A 19,427-nucleotide genomic window follows, 5' to 3' on the forward strand; every position below is an offset into this window, starting at 1 on the left:
ACGGGAACCTGCGACGGATCTTAACAGCGCTGTACACTCACGCACATGGCAAGGCAGGGGGGCCCCATGGAGCCGATACTGGAATTGGAAAGTGCACGCTTGGTGCTGCGCCAATGGCGCGACAGCGACCTGCCGGACTTTGCGCGCATGTGCGCCGACCCGCAGGTGATGCGCTACTTTCCGGCTCAATTGAGCCACTTGGAAAGCGCCGCGTTGATCGGCCGGATTCGCGGGCATTTTGCTGAATATGGCTTTGGTTTTTGGGCATTGCAGCGCAAGGACACGGGCGAATTTATCGGCCTGACCGGGCTTGCGAATGTCAGCTTTGAAGCCGGCTTTACCCCGGCGGTGGAAATCGGCTGGCGCCTGGCCCGCGAACATTGGGGGCTGGGTTATGCCAGTGAGGCCGCCTGGACAGCGTTGCGCTGTGGTTTTGACCGCTTGCAACTGGACGAAATCCTGGCCTTCACCACCGAGAGCAACCTGCCCTCACAAAAAGTCATGCAGGCCATCGGTATGCATTACGATCCGCAGGCAGATTTTGAACACCCGAAAGTCGCAGCCGGTGACCCGCTGCGACCGCATGTTTTGTACCGCATCACCCGCGCCCAATGGTTGGACACGCTGCACGGATAAGCAGCCCGGAATGCCCTATTGATTGTAGGAGTTGCTCTATGAGCCAAGTATTGGAAGATCTGGTGGACTTGCTGACCCTGGAGCCGATCGAGGAAAACCTCTTTCGCGGCCGCAGCCAGGACCTGGGCTTTCGCCAACTGTTCGGCGGCCAAGTGCTCGGCCAGTCGCTGTCGGCGGCCAGCCAGACCGTAGAAGAAGCGCGGCATGTGCATTCCCTGCACGGTTATTTCCTGCGCCCTGGCGATGCCGCGTTGCCGGTGGTGTATTCGGTGGACCGCGTGCGCGATGGTGGCAGTTTCAGCACACGTCGTGTCACCGCGATTCAAAAGGGCAATCCGATCTTCACCTGCACGACCTCGTTCCAGTACGACGAACAAGGCTTCGAGCACCAGACCACCATGCCGGTGGTTGTGGGCCCGGAAAACCTGCCGTCGGAACTGGAGCTGACCCAGCAACGTGCGCACCTGATCCCCGAGCACATGCGCGACAAGCTGCTGTGCCCCAAGCCCATCGAAGTGCGCCCGGTCACCGAAAAAGACCCGTTCAACCCGCAGCCGTCCGACCCGGTCAAGTACGTGTGGTTTCGTGCCGACGGTGCCTTGGCGGACACGCCGGCGCTGCATAAGTACCTGTTGGCCTACGCCTCGGACTTCGGCCTGCTGACCACCTCGCTGCTGCCCCATGGCAAGACCGTGTGGCAGAAAGACATGCAGGTCGCCAGCCTCGATCACGCGCTGTGGTTCCACGCCGACCTGCGTGCCGATGACTGGTTGTTGTACGCCATGGACAGCCCGTGGGCTGGCAACTCCAGGGGGTTCTCCCGGGGCAGCGTGTACAACCGCGCCGGGCAACTGGTGGCGTCGGTGACCCAGGAAGGTTTGATCCGCCATCGCAAGGATTGGGCATGAGCCTCGGCGACGTTAGGCACTGGGTGTTCGACATGGACGGCACCCTCACGGTGGCGGTGCATGATTTTGCCGCTATCCGCGTGGCGCTGGACATTCCACCTGAAGACGACATCCTCACGCACCTGGCGGCCTTGCCTGCGCCGGTTGCAGCCGCCAAGCACGCCTGGTTGCTGGAGCACGAGCGCGAGCTGGCCCTGGGTTCGGTGGCGGCGCAGGGCGCGGTGGAGCTGGTACAGGAATTGGCCGGGCGCGGTTACCGCCTGGGGATCCTGACCCGCAATGCGCGGGAGCTGGCCCATATCACCCTGGAGGCGATAGGCCTGGCGGACTGCTTTGCGATTGAGGATGTGCTGGGGCGCGATGATGCGCCGCACAAGCCGGACCCCGGTGGGTTGCTGAAACTGGCGGCGGCTTGGGACGTAGCACCCCGCGAAATGGTGATGGTGGGGGATTATCGCTTTGACCTGGATTGTGGCCGGGCAGCGGGCACCAAGACGGTGTTGGTGAACTTGCCGGAGAACCCTTGGCCGGAATTGGCGGATTGGCATGCCGAGGATTGTGCGGCGTTGCGCCGAATGATCTAACCCGGGCGACAGAGAGCAAATGTGGGAGCTGGCTTGCCTGCGATAGCGGTGGGTCAGCTGACACTTTATCAACTGACAGTCCGTCATCGCAGGCAAGCCAGCTCCCACATTTTGATGGGGTTCCTTCAGGTGCTACTGGGCGAACAGCACCTTTTCTCCCTCTGGCGAGGTAAACATTTTGTCCCCGTCATGCCCCACCCCTGGCACTTCTACCAGCCTGTGGCCCAACTGCGGATGCCGCTGTTTGAGGTAATCAAAGTAGTTGTGGCCACGCATCAGCCGATACGCACCCTGGGTTTCGGCTTCGCAACTTTTATCCAATGCCGGGTGGTTGGGGTCGGTGTCCTGCTGGCCCAACAGGTAAGTGACGTCGCGTGAGACGTAGTCTTGTTCCAGTTGCTGGGCACCTCGGCCCCCCACGTAATCCGGCAGGTTTTGCATGCCGTACTTCCAGTCGTTAAAGCCTGGGCAATTGGCGATGTCGAACGTCACCGGGCGTTGCGGGCTGAAGTACGCATAGGACGACGGGTTAGCCACCACATACCGCAGGCGGATGCCCTCGGAGATCAGCAATGGGTGGTCGTGGCCGGTGAGGGCGAAGCGTTGCACCACTTGGCCGCCACCGGAATGCCCGGCGACCACGATTTCTTTCAGCGCCGGGAACAGTTTGTGGTTGCCCAAGTGCTTGATGATCTGGTCCAGAGCGCCATAAGAGCTGATCTGCCCTGGGCCGGTGGACGCTTCGCCGGCCATCCAGTCGTTACCCGTCCAACGCACCACCTCGTGGCCCAGGTGATTGCGCTTCACGTCGGCTTGATTGAGAAACTGCGGCGCGATCACCAGCGTAGTACCGCCCACCCCGGCATGCTCGGCGGCGTCGATGCCGCTTTGCAGGTAGGTTTGTGCATTGCGCAGGCGGCCATGCACGATGATCAATGCGCGTGTGACCTTAGGCAGTGGTTCGCGCCAATCCTGGCTCAGGCCCAGGCTGAGGTCGCCGGCCTCCAGATGAAGGCGATCGGGGCTGACCACCTTGACGCCGTGTTCGGCTGCGAAGGTGCAACAGGACACGAGCACACCCAGCAGCAACCCCAATCGTTTGATCATTTAGAGACTCTTGGCCGCGAAGGTATCGCATTGAGTTATCTGGCCTTGGGCGAAGCCGGTCTTGAACCAGCGCACGCGCTGGGCCGAGGTGCCGTGGGTGAACGAGTCTGGTACCACGCGCCCCTGGCCCTGTTGCTGCAAGCGGTCATCGCCGATGGCATTGGCTGCGTTCAGGGCTTCTTCGATATCGCCGGGTTCCAGCCAGTTCAGACGTTTTTGCGCATGGTTGGCCCACACGCCGGCAAAGCAGTCGGCTTGCAGCTCCTGGCGAACCAGCAGGCCACCGTCGCCTTCCATCTGCCGACCCTGTTGGCGCGCCGCCTGGATCTTGGACGAGATGCCCAGCAACGTTTGTACGTGGTGCCCGATTTCGTGGGCGATCACGTAGGCCTGGGCGAAATCACCGGCGGCCTGGAAGCGTTGCGACATTTCCCGGAAAAAATCCAGGTCCAGGTACACTTGCTGGTCAGCCGGGCAGTAGAACGGGCCGCTGGCTGAGGTGGCGCCACCACAGGCTGAGTTCACCCGGCCACGGAACAGGATCAGTTTCGGGTTCTTATAGGCCAGCCCATTTTCCTGGAACACCTGGCCCCAGGTGTCTTCGGTATCGCCCAGCACAGCGCGCACAAAGTCGGCTTGCTCATCGTTGGCTGGCGGCGCTTGACGCGGCTGGGTACTGACCGATGGCGCCTGTTCCATCTGGCCGGTCAATTGGCCAAGAATCTGCATCGGGTCCTGGCCGGTCAGCCAGCCAATGCCGACGATCAGCACGATGGCCGTGAGGCTCAGGCCCTTGCCGCCGCCGAAGCGCATACCGCCACCGCCGCCACCACTGTCGTTACGGGCATCCACCACGTTGTCGCTGCGTCGGCCTTTTTTCCATAGCATGGGAGCAATCCTCTGTGTGCAAACCGTGATTGATTATGGTCGGTATTAACGGCAATAGCCTTCGCCAGTGGCGACGATCAGGCAGTCTTTTTTATCTGCCAGCCACTTCAAGCCGGTGGCGGCGCCGTCGCCAGCGCGCAACAACTGCGGGCCGTCGGGGCGGATGAAGGCGATGCCGTCTTCGGTGGCCTCACCTTTGAAGGTGCCGGCGTCATCGGCGTCGAGGCCGTATTGCATGGTCAGCAGGTAGTGGCCACGGCCAATGCTGTCGTCCTTGGCGATGGTCAGGTGCAAGCCTTCGACACCGACCCACTTGCCTACCCATTTATCGGTCGGCGGAGTCTCGGGCACCAGGGTCGCTTGCACGGAAGCCGGCGCGGGCTTGGGGGCTTCTTTCGGGGTTTTATCGCAGGCGGCGAGCAGGGCGAGGGCAGACAGGGCAAAGAGGATTTTTTTCATAGCGGCAAGGCCTTGGTTAAATAGTGTGCAACGCCGGGGCGAGCGTGCAGCGTTGGACTCGGATCCATCGATTTAGTGCGCTGTTCGCCCGTTGTTTGGTTATGCTCTTGGGGCAGACTCCGGCCCGGCTGCTAGATTACCGGGTTGAGCGCGACTTGGTTCAGTGCTCAGCGTCCCGCTCGCCACACAAGAGAATTCAATGACTGTCAGTACCCCGCTCTCCGGCGTCAACCATCCGTTCAAAGGCATCCTGCTGATTGTGCTGGCGACGTTCCTGTTCTCCAGTCACGACGCCTTGTCCAAATACCTGGCCGGGTTCTACCCGATCGTGATGGTGGTGTGGGCGCGGTACATGGTGCACACCTTGCTGATGGCCGGGATCTTTCTGCCGCAATCGGGCCTGCGCGTGTTGCGCAGCAAGCGGCCGGGCATGCAGGTGGTGCGGGCGTTATGCCTGTTGGGCACCAGCCTGTTCTTCACCACAGCGCTGCATTACATCCCGCTGGCCGAAGCTACAGCGGTGAACTTCCTGGCGCCGATCCTGGTGACGGCGCTGTCGGTGCCGTTGCTCGGTGAGCACGTGACTCGTGGCCAGTGGCTAGCGGTGATCTGCGGGTTTATCGGCGTGGTGATCATTATCCACCCCGGCGGCGAGCTGTTTACCCCGGCGGTGTTGCTGCCGCTGTGTTCGGCGCTGTTCTTCTGCTTCTACCAGTTGCTCACGCGCATCCTCAGCCAATACGACAGCCCGACCACCAGCAACTTCTTCGCCGGCCTGTGCAACACCTTGGTGATGAGTGCAATGGTGCCGTTCTTCTGGCAAGTGCCGACGCTGTGGCACGCGGTGATGATGCTGGCGCTGGGCACCTGCGGGATGACCGCGCACCTGATGCTCACCCAGGCGTTCCGCTTCGCGGCGCCGGCCTTGCTGGCGCCGTTTGGCTATTGCCAGATCGTGTTTGCGGGGTTGTTGGGCTGGCTGGTGTTCAGCCATACCCCCGATATGACCACGGTGGTGGGTATCGGGGTGATCTGCATGAGCGGGTTGGCCGCTGCCTGGCAGCAGCGGCGCAGGTAGATCAAACGTCTACCGTGGGGATCTTGCGCGGCGCCATGAAGTACATCCACACCAGTGCGATGAAGTACATCGCCGGGATCAGGGTGAACAACACCGTGTAGTTGTTGTTGGTCACCGTGAGGATATGGCCGACGATCTGGGTCATGAACATGCCGCCGATGGCCGCGCACATGCCGCCGAAACCGAACACCGTGCTCATCATGTGCTTGGGCGTGTAGTCCATCACCAGGCTCCAGATGTTGGCGGTCCAGGCCTGGTGCGCGCCGATGGCCAGGGAGATGGCAAACACCGCGACCCACAGCTGGCTGGAGCCGGCCGCCATGATGACGCCGACGATGCAGCAGGCGAACAGCAGCATCGACAACAGCCGCGCCTTGATCGAGTTCATCCCACGGCCAATCAGGAATGACGACAGGATCCCGCCCCCGACGCTGCCAAAGTCGGCGGTGAGGTAAATGATGATCAGCGGAATGCCCATCTGGGTCACGTTGATGCCCAGGTTGTATTGCTGATTCAAGAACGGCGGCAGCCAATACAGGTAGAACCAGAACACCGGCGCGGTCAGCGAGTAGGCGAGGGCGAAGGCCCAAGTGCCACGCATGCGCAGGATGCGGCTGAACGGCACGCGGGGTTGTTCGGGTTCGACTTCCTGTTGCACGTAGTCCAATTCGGATTGTTTAACCGTGGGGTGGTCTTCCGGGTTGTAATACTTCAAGCCCCAGAGCACCAGCCAGATACCGCCCAGTGCCGACATGCACAGGAACGCTGCCTGCCAGCCCCACACGTGCAGGATCAACGGCAGCAGCATGGGCGTCATCATCGCGCCGACGTTGGTGCCGGCGTTGAAGATGCCGGTGGCCACTGCACGTTCACCCGCCGGGAACCACAAGCGTGTGGTCTTGACGCAGGCCGGGTAGTTGGCGGCTTCGGTCAGCCCGAGGACAAACCGGCAGACCATAAAGCCGACCGCCGAGGTGGCCAGGCCATGGGCGCCGGTGGCCAGGCTCCACAGCAGCACGGCGCAGAAGAACACGCGCTTGACGCCGACTCGGTCGATCAAGCGGCCTTGCAGCACAAAGCCGATGGCGTAGCCGACCTGGAACCAGAAGTTGATGTTGGCGTAGTCCATCGCCGTCCAGCTCATTTCCTTGGCGAGGATCGGTTGCATCACGCCCAGGGCGGCGCGGTCGATGTAGTTCAAAGTGGTGGCAAAGAACACCAGGGCCAGCATGCCCCAGCGCGTTTTACCCACGGCCAGGGCACCGCGGATCTTGTCGCCGATGCCGGCGTGCGGGTTGCCCGGGCGCGCGGCCAGGGCTGAATTTTGCAGAGGCATGAGGTTTGTACCCGTTTTTTGAAATTCTTATGGTGTGTTCTGGGTCTTTGTTACGTGAGCGAATTGCCCGGTCGATGGTGCGCAGTGGTTAAAAAGTCGTCAATTCGCCAAAGAGGCTTAGTGTTCGATAATCGCACCAAAAACTAACCGGTTCGTACATTTTAATTGCTGCCTGTAGGCTGGGGGCGAATAATTTGCCACAAACAACAATTGCCGGGAGTCTTCCATGCAACGTTCTATTGCCACTGTGTCCTTGAGCGGCACCCTGCCGGAAAAACTCGAAGCCATCGCCGCCGCCGGGTTTGATGGGGTGGAGATCTTTGAGAACGACTTGTTGTATTACGACGGCAGCCCCCGGGAAGTCAGGCAGATGTGCGCCGACCTCGGCATCGCCATCACCCTGTTCCAGCCGTTTCGCGACTTCGAAGGCTGCCGCCGTGATCGCCTGGCACGCAACCTGGAGCGTGCCGAACGCAAATTCGATTTGATGCAGGAACTGGGCACCGATCTGGTATTGGTGTGCAGCAATGCCTCGGCCGACAGCGTGGGTGACGAACGTATTTTGCTCGATGACCTGAGCCTGCTGGCCGAACATGCGGGCAAGCGCGGCCTGCGCATCGGCTATGAAGCTCTGGCCTGGGGCAAGCATGTGAACACCTGGCAGCAGGTGTGGAACCTGGTGCGCCAGGTCGATCACCCAAGCCTCGGTGTGTTGCTCGACAGCTTCCACACCTTGTCGCTCAAGGGCGACCCCAGCGGCATCGCCCAGATTCCGGGCGACAAGATTTTCTTCGTGCAGATGGCCGACGCGCCGATCCTGGCCATGGATGTGTTGGAGTGGAGCCGGCATTTCCGTTGCTTCCCCGGCCAGGGCGAATTTGACCTGGCGGGCTTTCTCGCGCCGATCATCCAAAGTGGCTACACCGGGCCCTTGTCCCTGGAAATTTTCAACGATGGCTTCCGCGCTGCGCCCACTCGTGCGAATGCGGCAGATGGTTTGCGCTCGTTGCTGTACCTCGAGGAAAAAACCCGCCAGCGCCTGGCGCAAGAGGCACCCGCTGCGCCAGTGGACATCCTGTTTGAAACCCCGGCGGCCAGCGAGTACGACGGGATCGAATTCCTCGAATTTGCCGTGGATGAAAGCCTTGGCGCCAAACTGAGCAATTGGCTGGAACGCCTGGGGTTTGCCAAGGCCGGCCAGCATCGCTCGAAGAATGTGAGCCTGTTGCGCCAGGGCGATATCAATCTGATCCTCAACTGCGAACCCTATTCCTTCGCCCACAACTTTTTCGAGGCCCATGGCCCGTCGCTGTGCGCCACCGCAATTCGGGTCAAGGACAGTGCCAAGGCCCTGGAGCGGGCGGTGGCCTACAAGGGCCAGCCTTATCGCGGCCTGGTCGGCCCCAACGAACTGGAATTGGCCGCCGTGCGTGCACCGGATGGCAGCCTGATTTACCTGGTCGACCCCAGCGAAGGCGGGCTGTACGACACCGATTTCAACCTGCAAACGGCTGCGCCCGCCAGTGGCGGCTTGCTGCGCATCGACCATATGGCCATGGCGCTGCCGGCCGACAGCCTCGACAGTTGGGTGTTGTTCTACAAAAGCCTGCTGGATTTCGAAGCCGATGACGAAGTGGTCCTGCCCGACCCCTACGGCCTGGTGAAAAGCCGTGCATTGCGCAGCCGTTGCAGTTCGATTCGCCTGCCGTTGAATATCTCCGAAAACCGCAACACCGCGATTTCCCACGCGCTCTCCAGCTATCGCGGTTCGGGCGTGCACCACATTGCCTTCGATTGCGCGGATATTTTCGCCGAGGTACGCCGGGCCAAAGAGGCCGGTGTGCCGTTGCTGGATATCCCGCTCAACTATTACGACGACCTGGCGGCGCGCTTTGATTTTGACGATGAGTTCCTCAGTGAGTTGGCGTATTACAACGTGCTGTACGACCGCGACGCCCAGGGCGGTGAGTTGTTTCATGTGTACACCGAGGCGTTCGAGGGGCGGTTTTTCTTCGAGATCATCCAGCGCAAGAATGGCTATGCCGGCTACGGCGCTGCCAACGTGGCGGTGCGTCTGGCGGCGATGGCCAAGTCGCGCAGTGGGGCGGTACGCCAGGCCCGGCTATAACCGCAAGGCAGGTGCTTCCTTCGGGGAGCGCCGCGGCCCATAATCAGCGCCTGCACAACAATGGCCGTGAGCGCACCATGACCTCGAGTCCCGATCTCCCCGCGGTAGCTGACGCACCGCGCAAGAGTCGCAAGAACAATCCGGAAAAGACCCGGGAGAATATTCTCCAGGAAGCCATTGTCGAGTTTGTTCAACAGGGCCTGGCCGGCGCTCGCGTAGACGCCATCGCCGAGCGTATCCATACCTCCAAGCGCATGATCTATTACTACTTCGGCAGCAAGGAGCAGCTATACGTCGAGGTGCTGGAGAAGCTCTACGGTGATATCCGCAACACCGAAACGCGCATGAACCTCACCGCCCTGGAGCCGCGTGAGGCGATTCGCCGGCTGGTGGAATTCACCTTTGATCACCACGACCAGAACGTGGATTTCGTGCGCATCGTCAGCATCGAAAACATCCACAACGCCGAGTACGTCAAACGCACCGAGACCATCAAGGCGATGAACAGCAAAATCCTGGAAGGGTTGGGGGAGACCCTGCGCCGCGGGGCTGAGTTGGGGCTGTTTCGCGAAGGGCTGGAGCCGCTGGATGTGCACTTGCTGATCAACTCGTTCAGTTTCTACCGGGTGTCCAACCGGCACACCTTCAGCGAGATTTTCCAGATCGAACTGTCGGATGAGGCGATCAAGCAGCGCCATCGGGAAATGATTTGCGAGTCGGTGTTGCGCTACCTGCAAGCCTGAGAACTGATCGTTTCCACGCAGAGCGTGGGAACGATCATGATGGGGTTGCATCCCTAGATATTCATGCTCTGGAAGTGCGCCAGCATCCTGTCTGCATCCGCCACTTCGCCGCTGAACAACTCAAACGCCTTCACCGCCTGAAACACCGCCATATTGCCGCCATCCAGGGTACGGCAACCCAAGGCGCGCGCGTCGCGCAGCAGTTGGGTTTCCAGCGGGAAGTACACGATCTCCGCTACCCACAATTCGGCCCGCAACAACGCCGCTGGCACTGGCGTGCCGGGCAACTTGGCCATGCCCATCGGCGTGGTGTTCACCAGGCCATCGGCCTCGGCCATGGCGTTCTCCAAGTGGCTGCCGACCTGAGCTCGACCGGTGCCGAACTGCTGGGCAAGGTTATCCACAAGGTTCTGGGCGCGAGTGCGGTCGACATCGAAGATGCTCAAGTACTCCACGCCTTCTGCCAACAGTGCATGGGCCACTGCCGCGCCCGCACCACCGGCGCCCATCTGCACCACGCGTTGGCGCGGCACGTTGTGCAAGTTGCGGCGAAAGCCTTCGGCGAACCCCAGGCAGTCGGTGTTATGACCGATGCGTTTGCCGCCCTTGAACACCACGGTGTTGACCGCACCAATACCCCTGGCCTCATCGGAGAGCTCATCGAGCAACGGCAGAATCGCCTGCTTGCACGGGTAAGTAATGTTCAAACCGGTGAAGTGCATCAACTCAGCGGCCCGTAGTAATTCCGGCAGGGCTTTGAGGTCCAGGTGCAGCGGCTCCAGGTCGATCAGGCGATACAGGTAGCGCAAGCCTTGGGCATCGCCTTCCTGCTCATGCAGTGCCGGTGTGCGTGAGGCCTGGATGCCGGCGCCGATCAGGCCAGCGAGAATGCGTGGTTTCATTACGTGCGTCCCTTCAGCGTCAGGCTGAAATGTTCCAGTGCCAGGTGGTAGCCATGGCTGCCAAACCCGGCCAGCACGGCCTGGGCGATCGGTGACACAAACGAGTGATGACGAAAGGCTTCACGGGCATGCACGTTGGATAAATGCACTTCGATCACCGGCACTTCACTGGCCACCAGGGCATCGCGGATCGCGACCGAAGTGTGAGTCCAGGCCGCCGGGTTGATCACAATACCCGCGCAGCGGTTGCGGGCGCCGTGGATCCAGTCGAGCAATTCGCCCTCGTGGTTGGTCTGGCGAAACTCGATCTTCAGCCCGAGCTTGTCGGCGCTGCGACCACACAGGGCGGCAATGTCGGCCAGGGTTTCATGGCCATAAGTGGCAGGCTCGCGAGTGCCGAGCAGGTTGAGATTGGGGCCGTTGAGCACCAGCACGATGGGCGGCATAGAGGCTTCTCCACAGTTCTTATTGGTTGTGGAGTCAAAATGTACTGGTTGGTTAATTTGGTCAATGGATGGCTGCGGATCTGTTCGGTGATCGAACGCTTAATCAATGCAATTGCTGGATCACCGGCTGATGTGCATTCGGTTGAAGTATTGCGCGAGGTTGCTGAATGACGAGGACTTTCGAGCATTGGCCGGGTCGTTCCAGTCGTTGGCATCCCTGGTTACAACCCGGCATTCGCCGGGTTTTTTGTGCTTACTAATCTGTGAAACAGCTTCGGGAATAGGAGCCGGTTGTCGGGTGGCAGAGGGAAATTGTTACCTGACGGAAAATAACCTAACGGATGGGTTACGATGAGAGTAGGTGCTTACAAAGGCTATGTCATTTCGGTGTTTATCAGGGATGAGCATTGCCCGCCCCATGTGCATGTCAGGGGCAAGGGATGGGATGCGCGGTTTCGTTTCAGTTTCCTGGATGGGGAAGTTGAGTTGTGGGATGTAGAGCCTGAACGGAGGCGGCCACCCACAGCACTTCTGAAGGAGATACGCGTGGCGATCATGCAGCGGCACTACTTGGCGCGGGCACGCAGGATCTGGTGGGAAAAACTGCAGACGGTTTGCCTGGAGAATCATTCCTGGAATTGGGACGCTGGTGAGTTGGTTCCAGGATTGGTCATTCGACACGGCGTCTATGTCATCGCCAGCGCCAGGCACGATGTCGTAGCGCAACGGACTATTTTGAATCTGGTAAGAGCGCCAGATTGCGTGGGGATTAATTTATGAAAATCATAAAAGCCAAAGTCACACCTTATGTACCTCTCACTGAAGCCGACGTTGACAAGGCAATCGCCCGAGGACGCAGGTTGAAACGCCTGTACGCCAACGCCAGCAATGTGCGTTATGAACACGACTGCCTCTCCATTGGCTTCTCCGATGGCAGCCGCGTGGTGTTGCCGGTGGCTGGCCTGCCGGAGTTCGAAGGGTTTTCAGCGAAGGATTTCCAGCAGTTGGAAGTGACTTTCGGTGGCAAGGCGATTAGCTGTGAAGCGCAGGACCTGGATGTTTCGATCACAGGGTTGATCGCTACAAGCCAGCCGCTGATGGACCTGGCAACCAGCCTGGTGGCATCGCGCAATGGTCGCAAAAGCAGCGCGGCCAAGACCGCAGCGGCCCGGGCCAATGGCAAGAAGGGGGGCCGGCCACGCAAGGAAGTACCGCAGCCCCCAGAGACAACAGACACTTGAATAACTGTAGGAGCGAGCTTGCTCGCGAAAAACTCACAGGCACCGCGTTTATCCAGGAAGCACGCGTTATCGTTGACGTTTTTCGCGAGCAAGCTCGCTCCTACCTCGCAGGTTTATCGGCGGGTCAGCAACACACCCGACTCCATATGGTGCGTCCACGGGAACTGGTCAAACATTGCACACTGGGTGATCCGGTGCGTGTCGTGCAGTTGCGCGATATTCGCCGCCAGCGTCTCCGGGTTGCAGGAGATGTACAGGATGTTGTCGAAGCGCCGGGTCAGCTCGCAGGTGTCCGGGTCCATGCCAGCGCGGGGCGGGTCGACGAAGACGCTACCGAACGCGTAGCTTTTCAGGTCGATGCCGTGCAGGCGGCGGAACGGGCGCACTTCGTTCAGGGCTTGGGTGAGTTCTTCGGCGGAGAGGCGCACCAGGGTGACGTTATCCACGCCATTTTCATCCAGGTTGCTCAGGGCCGCATTCACCGAGGTCTTGCTGATCTCGGTGGCCAGCACCTTGCGCACGCGGGTCGCCAGCGGCAGGGTGAAGTTGCCGTTGCCGCAGTACAGCTCCAACAAATCGTCCGGGCGATCGCCCAGCGCTTCGTAGGCCCAGTTGAGCATCTTCTGGTTCACCGTGCCGTTGGGCTGGGTGAACGCGCCTTCGGGTTGGCGGTAGCTGAAGGTGCGCCCACCGACGTCGAGTTTCTCCACCACGTAGTCATGGCCGATCACATCGCGCTTGCCCTTGGAACGGCCGATGATGCTCACATTCAGCTCAGCGGCCAATTTGTTCGCGGCGGTGTGCCAATGTTCATCCAGCGGGCGGTGATAACACAGGGTGATCATCGCGTCGCCGGCCAGGGTGGTGAGGAACTCCACCTGGAACAGCTTGTGGCTCAGGGCGGCGCTGGCTTGCCAGGCGGCCTTGAGTTGCGGCATCAACTGGTTGATGCGCTGGCTGGCGATGGGGAACTCTTCGATGAGGATCGGCGTGCGCTTGTCCTCCTGGGAGAACATCGCGTAGTGGCGCTCGCCGCCTTCGCGCCACAGGCGGAACTCCGCGCGCAGGCGGAAGTGCTGCAGCGGCGAGTCGAAGACCTGCGGCTCGGGCGCGTCGAACGGTGCGAGCAGGTCACGCAGGCGCGTGACCTTGTCTTGCAGTTGAACGGTGTAACTTGCGGCGTCGAAAGTCATGCGTTGAACCAGCCCAGCTTGATCACAAACAGGATCGACAGGATCACCAGTGCCGGGTTCAGCTCACGGTAGCGGCCCGAAAGCAGCTTGATAGCGGTCCAGGCGATGAAACCGAAGGCGATGCCGTTGGCGATGGAGTAAGTGAAGGGCATCGCCAGGGCGGTGATCACCACCGGCGCTGCCACCGTAATGTCGTCCCAGTCGATTTCGGCCAGGCCTTGGCTCATCAGCACCGCCACAAACAGCAAGGCTGGCGCGGTGGCATAGGCCGGCACGCTGGCGGCCAATGGCGAGAAGAACAGCGCCAGCAAAAACAGAATCGCGACCACGATGGCGGTCAAGCCGGTCCGGCCACCGGCGCTCACGCCTGCAGCCGATTCGATGTAGCTGGTGGTGGTCGAGGTGCCCAGCAGGGAGCCGGCCATGGCGGCGGTGCTGTCGGCAATCAGCGCGCGGCCCATTTTCGGCATATGGCCGTCCTTACCCATCAGGCCGGCGCGCTTGGCCACGCCGATCAGGGTGCCGGAGTTGTCGAACAGGTCAACGAACAGGAAGGCGAAGATCACGCTGACCAGGCCGATGTCCAGCGCGCCCTTGATATCCAGCTGCAGGAAGGTCGGCGCCAGGGACGGCGGTACCGAGGTCACACCGATGAACGGCGTGAAGCCCAGGACGATGGAGGCGACGGTCACCGCCAGGATGCCGATCAGCACTGCGCCGCGTACGGCCAGGGCTTCCAGCGCGACGATCAGCACGAAACCCAGGGTGGCCAGGATCGGCGCCGGTTGTTTCAGGTCGCCCAGGCCAACCATGGTGGCCGGGTTGCTCACCACGATACCGGCGTTATGCAGGGCGATCAGCGCCAGGAACAGGCCGATGCCGGCGGCAATCGCCGAGCGCAGGGGCAGGGGGATGGCGTTGATGATCCACTCACGAATGCGGAAGATCGACAGCAGGAAAAACAGCACCGCCGAAATGAATACCGCGCCCAGCGCCACCTGCCAGGTGTGGCCCATGTGCAGGACCACGGTGTAGGTGAAGAAGGCGTTGAGGCCCATGCCCGGTGCCAGGGCAATCGGGTAGTTGGCGATCAGGCCCATCACGGTCGAACCGATGGCCGCCGCCAGGCAGGTGGCGACAAACACCGCGCCCTTGTCCATGCCGGTCTCGCCGAGGATGCTCGGGTTCACGAACAGGATGTAGGCCATGGCCAGGAAGGTGGTGATCCCCGCGAGAATCTCGGTGCGCACATTGGTGTTGTGGGCTTTGAGTTGAAACAGCTTTTCCAGCATGCCGGCTCCCTGTGACGCTAGTGTGCGTCGTGATTTGTTGACCTCTAAGTCAAAGCACAAACTGCGCCAAACGCTTGTGGTTTCAGAGAGGATCGGAAAAAGCGGCGCATCATACCAGCAGCCGAGGCTGTGTGGCGCATGGGCTTGAGGCATACTGCGCCGACGTTCAACAGCCGGTCATCGACAGCATGAAAAAAGCCAACCCGTGGAGTCTAGCTCTGATCGCCAGTATCAGCCTGTGGCTGGGCGCGGCACCGGCATGGGGCGCGTCTGCACCGGCCTTGAGCGAGGTGCGGGTGTTCAAGGTGGAATCGGCCGACTGCAGCGAAGCGATCCCGGAGCGGGTCAACACCACCCAGATGTGCGAGCACCGCGGGCCCACCCAGGTCTCGGTGATGGAAGTCGGCCTGGGCAACAGCCCCATGGGCCGCTTTAACGGCGCAGAGTTGAATGGGCAACGCACAGCGGTGTGCCAGGTCGGCAACATCAGTGAGGCGTGCAACGGCGTGGGCACCTTGATGGGCTACATCTATGTGTTCGACCTGAACGTCCAGGCCCAGGGCTGGTTCGAATTCACCAATACCTCGATCAACCCACCGCAAAACACCCTGAAAGCCCAGCTCAATATCCGCTGATCAATCATCTTGAACGCTCAAAACCCCAGGAAGTCGTACCCCTAAGACGGCGACTTTCCTGAACGCCGCGGACGTACACCAACCCGTGAGGTGTTTATGAGCGCTACCCCTAATGGCGCGGCGGCCCAGCCGTTCGTCGCCCACCCGATACGCCTGACACTCAACGGCCAGGATCGCCAACTGAACGTGTTGCCCTGGACCACCTTGCTGGACTTGCTGCGTGAACAGTTGGACCTGGTGGGCAGCAAAAAAGGCTGCGACCACGGCCAGTGCGGCGCCTGCACCGTGTTGCGTGACGGCAAACGCGTGAATGCCTGCCTGACCCTGGCCGTGATGTGCGACGGTGCCGAATTGACCACCATCGAAGGCCTGGCCGACGGCGACCAACTGCACCCCATGCAACAGGCCTTTATCCAGCACGACGCTTTCCAGTGCGGCTATTGCACCCCCGGCCAGATCTGTTCTGCCGTGGGCCTGGCCAATGAAGCCCGCGCCCACGACCGTGCGCAGATACAGGAATTGATGAGCGGCAACCTGTGCCGCTGCGGCGCCTACAACAACATCCGCGATGCCATCGAAGACGCGCTACCGGCCTGTCGCGGCCAGGGAGGTGAGTCATGAACCCCTTCCACTACAGCAGGCCGACCGATGTGCAGCAGGCCGTTCAGATGAGCAGCGCCGCCTCGCGCTTTATCGCCGGTGGCACCAACCTGCTGGACCTTATGAAGGAAAACATCAGCCATCCCGAGCACCTGATCGACATCACCGGCTTGCCGCTGCATGACATTCAAGAGACCGCCGAGGGTGGCCTGCGTATCGGTGCGCTGGTGAGCAACGCAGACCTGGCCTGGCACCCACTCATTGAGCAGCGTTACCCGTTGCTGTCCCAGGCTATCCTCGCCGGGGCGTCCCCGCAGTTACGCAACATGGCCAGTACCGGCGGCAATCTGTTGCAGCGCACCCGTTGCTATTACTTCTACGACGCCGCGGTGCCGTGCAACAAGCGCCAGCCCGGCAGCGGCTGCCCGGCGCGCGACGGTTTGAACCGTATCCATGCGATCCTCGGCGCCAGTGAACAGTGCGTGGCCACCCATCCATCGGACATGTGCGTGGCCCTGGCGGCGCTTGCGGCGCGGGTGCATGTAGAGGGACGTGGCGGTGCGCGGGTGATCGAGTTCGCCGACTTCCATCGCTTGCCAGGCGATGCGCCGCAACGTGACAACCAATTGGCCGACGATGAGCTGATCACGGCCATTGAGCTGCCCGCCGATCACCTGGCCCGCCACAGCCATTACCTGAAAATCCGTGACCGTGCCTCCTATGCCTTTGCCCTGGTTTCGGTGGCCGCCGCCTTGGAACTGGACGGCGATGAAATCATCGACGCCCGCCTGGCCCTCGGCGGTGTGGCGCATAAACCCTGGCGTGACCGCGCAGTGGAAGCCTTGCTGATCGGCCGCACGGTCAGCCGCGAAACCTTCAGCGCCGCCGCCGACGCCCTGCTGCAAGACGCCGAACCGTTGGAACACAACGGCTTCAAGGTCAAGCTGGCGCGACGCGCAATCATTCGTGCCCTGAGCGACGCCGCCGTCGCAGGAGAACAGCCATGAGCGCCATCGGCAAACCCCTGGACCGTGTCGACGGTCTGCTCAAGGTCACCGGCCAAGCGCGCTACGCCGGTGAATTTCCCGAGGACTGCCTGCTGCATGGCAGCGTAGTGTCGAGCACGATCGCCAAAGGCCGGGTGCTGCGCATCGATGCGTCCAAGGCGTTGGCGTTGCCGGGTGTGGTGGACGTGATCCATCACCTCAATCGGCCGAAAATCGCCAGCTATGACGAGGCGTTCGCCGATGCCGATGCGGCCGATGGCTCGCCTTTTCGCCCGCTGTATAACGACCGCGTACTCTACAGTGGCCAGCCCCTGGCCCTGGTGATTGCCGATAACCTCGAACTGGCGCGGCATGCCGGCTCGCTGGTGCAGATCGACTACGTGCCCGAAACCTTCGAAACCGACCTGCTCACCCAGCAAGCGACGGCGCACCCGTCGCCCCAGACCCCACCTAAACCGCGAGGCAACTTCGAGGCTGAATGGGCCGGTGCCGCAATCAGTCTGGACCTGCACTACAGCACGCCCATCGAGCATCACAACCCGATGGAACCCCACGCCAGCACCGTGCTGTATCAGTCCGACGGCACTCTGCATATCCACGACAAGACCCAGGGCCCGCAGAACTGCCAGGCCTATGTGCAAAAAGTCTTCGGCCTGGACAAGCGCCAGGTGCGCATCTTCGCTGCTTTCGTCGGCGGTGCCTTCGGTTCGGGCCTGCGCCCGCAATACCAGTTGCCGCTCGCGGTGATGGCGGCCATGGCGCTCAAGCGTTCAGTGCGGGTCACCCTGACGCGCCAGCAGATGTTCACCTTCGGCTATCGTCCGCGCACCTTGCAGCGTTTGCAGATGGGCGCCGCCGCCAATGGGCGCTTGCTGGCGTTGGGGCATACCGCGATTGGCCAGACGTCGCGCTTTGAGGATTTCAGCGAGCACGTGGTGGAGTGGAGCGGCATGCTCTACCACTGCGACAACGTGCAACTGACGTACAAGTTGGCGCCGTTGGATGTGTTTACCCCGCTGGACATGCGTGCCCCCGGCGCCGCACTAGGCGTGCTCGGCCTGGAGTGCGCCATGGACGAACTGGCGTGTGCCCTGGCCATCGACCCGGTGCAATTGCGCCTGATCAACTACGCCGAACGTAACCAGAACGAAGGCAAGCCCTGGTCGAGCAAGGCCCTGCGCGAGTGCTACAGCGAGGGCGCTGAACGCTTCGGCTGGCACCAGCGCAACCCGGAACCGCGCAGCATGCGTGACGGCCGCCAACTGATTGGCTGGGGCATGGCCGGCGGCGTGTGGGAGGCCATGCAGATGAAAGCCAGCGCCAAGGCGCGCCTCGACGCCGAGGGCAAGCTCACCGTCAGTAGCGCCACCACCGACATTGGCACTGGCACCTACACGGTGATGACCCAGATCGCCTCCCAGGCCAGCGGCGTGGCCATGGCCGACGTGCGTTTTGTGCTGGGCGATTCGTCGTTGCCCACCGCGCCGTTGCAGGGCGGCTCGTTTACCGTGTCCTCGGTGGGTACGGCGGTGCAGCAAGCCTGTGAAGCGCTGAATGCCAAGTTGTTGCAGGTCGCCCGGCAGACCTACCCGGTGTTCAAGGACGCCGAAGCCGTGCGGTTCGAAGAGGGCCAACTGCATGCCGGTGATGTGAGTGTGTCGTTGGCGCAACTGGTCAAGGACAGCGGTGAAGAGGTGCTGCAAGCACAGGTTGACAGCGAGCCGGACAAGAAACGCCAGGGCTATGCCTGCGCGACCCACTCGGCGGTGTTTGTCGAGGTGCGGGTCGACGAAGACCTGGGCACCATCAAGGTCAGCCGTGTGGTCAGCGCCATTGCCGCCGGACGCGTGGTCAACCCCAAGATGGCCCGCAGCCAGATCCTTGGCGGCGTGGTGTGGGGCATTGGCATGGCGCTGCATGAAGAGACCCAGGTCGACCATGAGCTGGGGCGTTACATGAACCATAGCCTGGCCGAGTACCACATCCCGGTGAACGCCGATATTGGCGAGATTGACGTGCTGTTTGTCGAAGAGCACGACGAGATCGTCAATGCGCTCGGGTCCAAGGGCGTGGGGGAAATCGGCATTGTCGGGGTGGCGGCGGCGGTGGCGAATGCGGTTTACCATGCCACCGGCAGGCGGGTTCGGGAGTTTCCGATTACCTTGGATAAGGTGCTATAGCCCAAACCGTCAGACCAATGAAGTTCCAGTGTGGGAGCTGGCTTGCCTGCGATAGCGGTGTATC

The 19,427-nt window shown here is 61.5% G+C and carries 21 protein-coding genes; 13 read left to right on the forward strand and 8 right to left on the reverse strand.

The window, feature by feature from the left end; translation table 11 throughout:
* Positions 1-66 precede the first annotated feature (66 nt).
* Genes AC07S6_RS11080 through AC07S6_RS11090 form a run of 3 tightly spaced genes read left to right on the forward strand, consistent with a single transcriptional unit; the run spans position 67 to position 2,128 of the window.
* On the forward strand, positions 67-636 hold the full coding sequence (locus tag AC07S6_RS11080) for a GNAT family N-acetyltransferase (protein WP_014720044.1): 570 nt from the start codon (positions 67-69) through the stop codon (positions 634-636).
* A 38-nt stretch (positions 637-674) separates the two neighbouring features.
* Positions 675-1,544: an acyl-CoA thioesterase II gene (gene tesB / locus AC07S6_RS11085; protein ID WP_014720043.1), complete on the forward strand. Its 870-nt coding sequence runs from the start codon at positions 675-677 to the stop codon at positions 1,542-1,544.
* Positions 1,541-2,128 (forward strand): HAD family hydrolase, encoded by a 588-nt coding sequence (locus AC07S6_RS11090; RefSeq protein ID WP_197883745.1) that lies wholly within the window; start codon positions 1,541-1,543, stop codon positions 2,126-2,128. Before tesB ends, AC07S6_RS11090 begins: the two co-directional genes overlap by 4 nt.
* 132 nt (positions 2,129-2,260) lie before the next feature.
* On the opposite strand, the gene AC07S6_RS11095 is transcribed toward AC07S6_RS11090, so the two are convergent.
* From AC07S6_RS11095 to AC07S6_RS11105, 3 genes are read right to left on the reverse strand one after another with little or no spacing between them, the layout of a single operon-like run.
* Positions 2,261-3,235, reverse strand: a complete 975-nt coding sequence (locus AC07S6_RS11095) for an alpha/beta hydrolase (protein ID WP_495112294.1) — start codon at positions 3,233-3,235, stop codon at positions 2,261-2,263.
* Complete coding sequence (gene ypfJ / locus AC07S6_RS11100) at positions 3,236-4,123, reverse strand: KPN_02809 family neutral zinc metallopeptidase (RefSeq protein WP_014720040.1); 888 nt, start codon at positions 4,121-4,123, stop codon at positions 3,236-3,238.
* Positions 4,124-4,168: 45 nt separating this feature from the next.
* Complete coding sequence (locus AC07S6_RS11105) at positions 4,169-4,582, reverse strand: lipoprotein (protein ID WP_014720039.1); 414 nt, start codon at positions 4,580-4,582, stop codon at positions 4,169-4,171.
* A 199-nt stretch (positions 4,583-4,781) separates the two neighbouring features.
* Between AC07S6_RS11105 and AC07S6_RS11110 the strand changes: the two genes are divergently transcribed.
* Complete coding sequence (locus AC07S6_RS11110; RefSeq protein ID WP_003194370.1) at positions 4,782-5,660, forward strand: DMT family transporter; 879 nt, start codon at positions 4,782-4,784, stop codon at positions 5,658-5,660.
* A gap of 1 nt (position 5,661) precedes the next feature.
* On the opposite strand, the gene AC07S6_RS11115 is transcribed toward AC07S6_RS11110, so the two are convergent.
* Positions 5,662-6,996, reverse strand: a complete 1,335-nt coding sequence (locus tag AC07S6_RS11115) for an MFS transporter (RefSeq protein ID WP_014720038.1) — start codon at positions 6,994-6,996, stop codon at positions 5,662-5,664.
* Positions 6,997-7,222: 226 nt separating this feature from the next.
* On the opposite strand from AC07S6_RS11115, the gene quiC reads away from it, so the two are divergent.
* Positions 7,223-9,124 carry a 3-dehydroshikimate dehydratase QuiC gene (gene quiC, locus AC07S6_RS11120; protein ID WP_490613964.1) on the forward strand — a complete coding sequence of 634 codons (1,902 nt, stop codon included), beginning with the start codon at positions 7,223-7,225 and terminating at the stop codon, positions 9,122-9,124.
* A gap of 77 nt (positions 9,125-9,201) precedes the next feature.
* Positions 9,202-9,867: a TetR/AcrR family transcriptional regulator gene (locus tag AC07S6_RS11125; protein WP_014720036.1), complete on the forward strand. Its 666-nt coding sequence runs from the start codon at positions 9,202-9,204 to the stop codon at positions 9,865-9,867.
* A 53-nt stretch (positions 9,868-9,920) separates the two neighbouring features.
* Here the strand turns inward: AC07S6_RS11125 and AC07S6_RS11130 are convergent, their stop codons facing one another.
* On the reverse strand, positions 9,921-10,769 hold the full coding sequence (locus tag AC07S6_RS11130; protein ID WP_495112295.1) for a shikimate dehydrogenase: 849 nt from the start codon (positions 10,767-10,769) through the stop codon (positions 9,921-9,923).
* Positions 10,769-11,215 (reverse strand): type II 3-dehydroquinate dehydratase, encoded by a 447-nt coding sequence (gene aroQ / locus AC07S6_RS11135; RefSeq protein WP_019818037.1) that lies wholly within the window; start codon positions 11,213-11,215, stop codon positions 10,769-10,771. Before aroQ ends, AC07S6_RS11130 begins: the two co-directional genes overlap by 1 nt.
* Before the next feature lie 39 nt (positions 11,216-11,254).
* Here aroQ and AC07S6_RS11140 point away from each other — a divergent pair, with 39 nt between their 5' ends.
* From AC07S6_RS11140 to AC07S6_RS11150, 3 genes are all read left to right on the forward strand, one after another.
* Positions 11,255-11,386: a hypothetical protein gene (locus AC07S6_RS11140; protein ID WP_495112296.1), complete on the forward strand. Its 132-nt coding sequence runs from the start codon at positions 11,255-11,257 to the stop codon at positions 11,384-11,386.
* Between the two features lie 180 nt (positions 11,387-11,566).
* Positions 11,567-11,995 (forward strand): DUF4160 domain-containing protein, encoded by a 429-nt coding sequence (locus AC07S6_RS11145; protein WP_019818036.1) that lies wholly within the window; start codon positions 11,567-11,569, stop codon positions 11,993-11,995.
* Entirely contained in the window at positions 11,992-12,456 is a 465-nt protein-coding gene (locus AC07S6_RS11150; protein ID WP_197883757.1) for a DUF2442 domain-containing protein, read from the forward strand. The genes AC07S6_RS11145 and AC07S6_RS11150 overlap by 4 nt, the downstream gene beginning before the upstream one ends.
* Before the next feature lie 113 nt (positions 12,457-12,569).
* On the opposite strand, the gene trmA is transcribed toward AC07S6_RS11150, so the two are convergent.
* Both trmA and AC07S6_RS11160 read right to left on the reverse strand, forming a co-directional pair.
* Positions 12,570-13,649, reverse strand: coding sequence for a tRNA (uridine(54)-C5)-methyltransferase TrmA (trmA, locus tag AC07S6_RS11155; RefSeq protein ID WP_495112297.1), 1,080 nt, complete (start codon positions 13,647-13,649; stop codon positions 12,570-12,572).
* The gene (locus AC07S6_RS11160; protein ID WP_003194342.1) at positions 13,646-14,941 is read right to left on the reverse strand and encodes an NCS2 family permease; all 1,296 of its coding nucleotides are present in this window, start codon (positions 14,939-14,941) and stop codon (positions 13,646-13,648) included. The genes trmA and AC07S6_RS11160 overlap by 4 nt, the downstream gene beginning before the upstream one ends.
* A gap of 188 nt (positions 14,942-15,129) precedes the next feature.
* Between AC07S6_RS11160 and AC07S6_RS11165 the strand changes: the two genes are divergently transcribed.
* The 4 genes from AC07S6_RS11165 to AC07S6_RS11180 all read left to right on the forward strand — a co-directional run bounded on the left by AC07S6_RS11165 (position 15,130) and on the right by AC07S6_RS11180 (position 19,363).
* Positions 15,130-15,576, forward strand: a complete 447-nt coding sequence (locus tag AC07S6_RS11165) for a DUF4879 domain-containing protein (protein WP_495112298.1) — start codon at positions 15,130-15,132, stop codon at positions 15,574-15,576.
* 96 nt (positions 15,577-15,672) lie between these two features.
* Positions 15,673-16,197 carry a (2Fe-2S)-binding protein gene (locus AC07S6_RS11170; RefSeq protein ID WP_495112299.1) on the forward strand — a complete coding sequence of 175 codons (525 nt, stop codon included), beginning with the start codon at positions 15,673-15,675 and terminating at the stop codon, positions 16,195-16,197.
* Positions 16,194-17,183 (forward strand): FAD binding domain-containing protein, encoded by a 990-nt coding sequence (locus AC07S6_RS11175; protein ID WP_102666357.1) that lies wholly within the window; start codon positions 16,194-16,196, stop codon positions 17,181-17,183. The genes AC07S6_RS11170 and AC07S6_RS11175 overlap by 4 nt, the downstream gene beginning before the upstream one ends.
* Positions 17,180-19,363 carry a xanthine dehydrogenase family protein molybdopterin-binding subunit gene (locus AC07S6_RS11180; protein ID WP_495112300.1) on the forward strand — a complete coding sequence of 728 codons (2,184 nt, stop codon included), beginning with the start codon at positions 17,180-17,182 and terminating at the stop codon, positions 19,361-19,363. Before AC07S6_RS11175 ends, AC07S6_RS11180 begins: the two co-directional genes overlap by 4 nt.
* Positions 19,364-19,427 lie beyond the last annotated feature (64 nt).

The sequence above is a fragment of the Pseudomonas sp. GW821-FHT07B01 genome, from assembly GCF_059419065.1.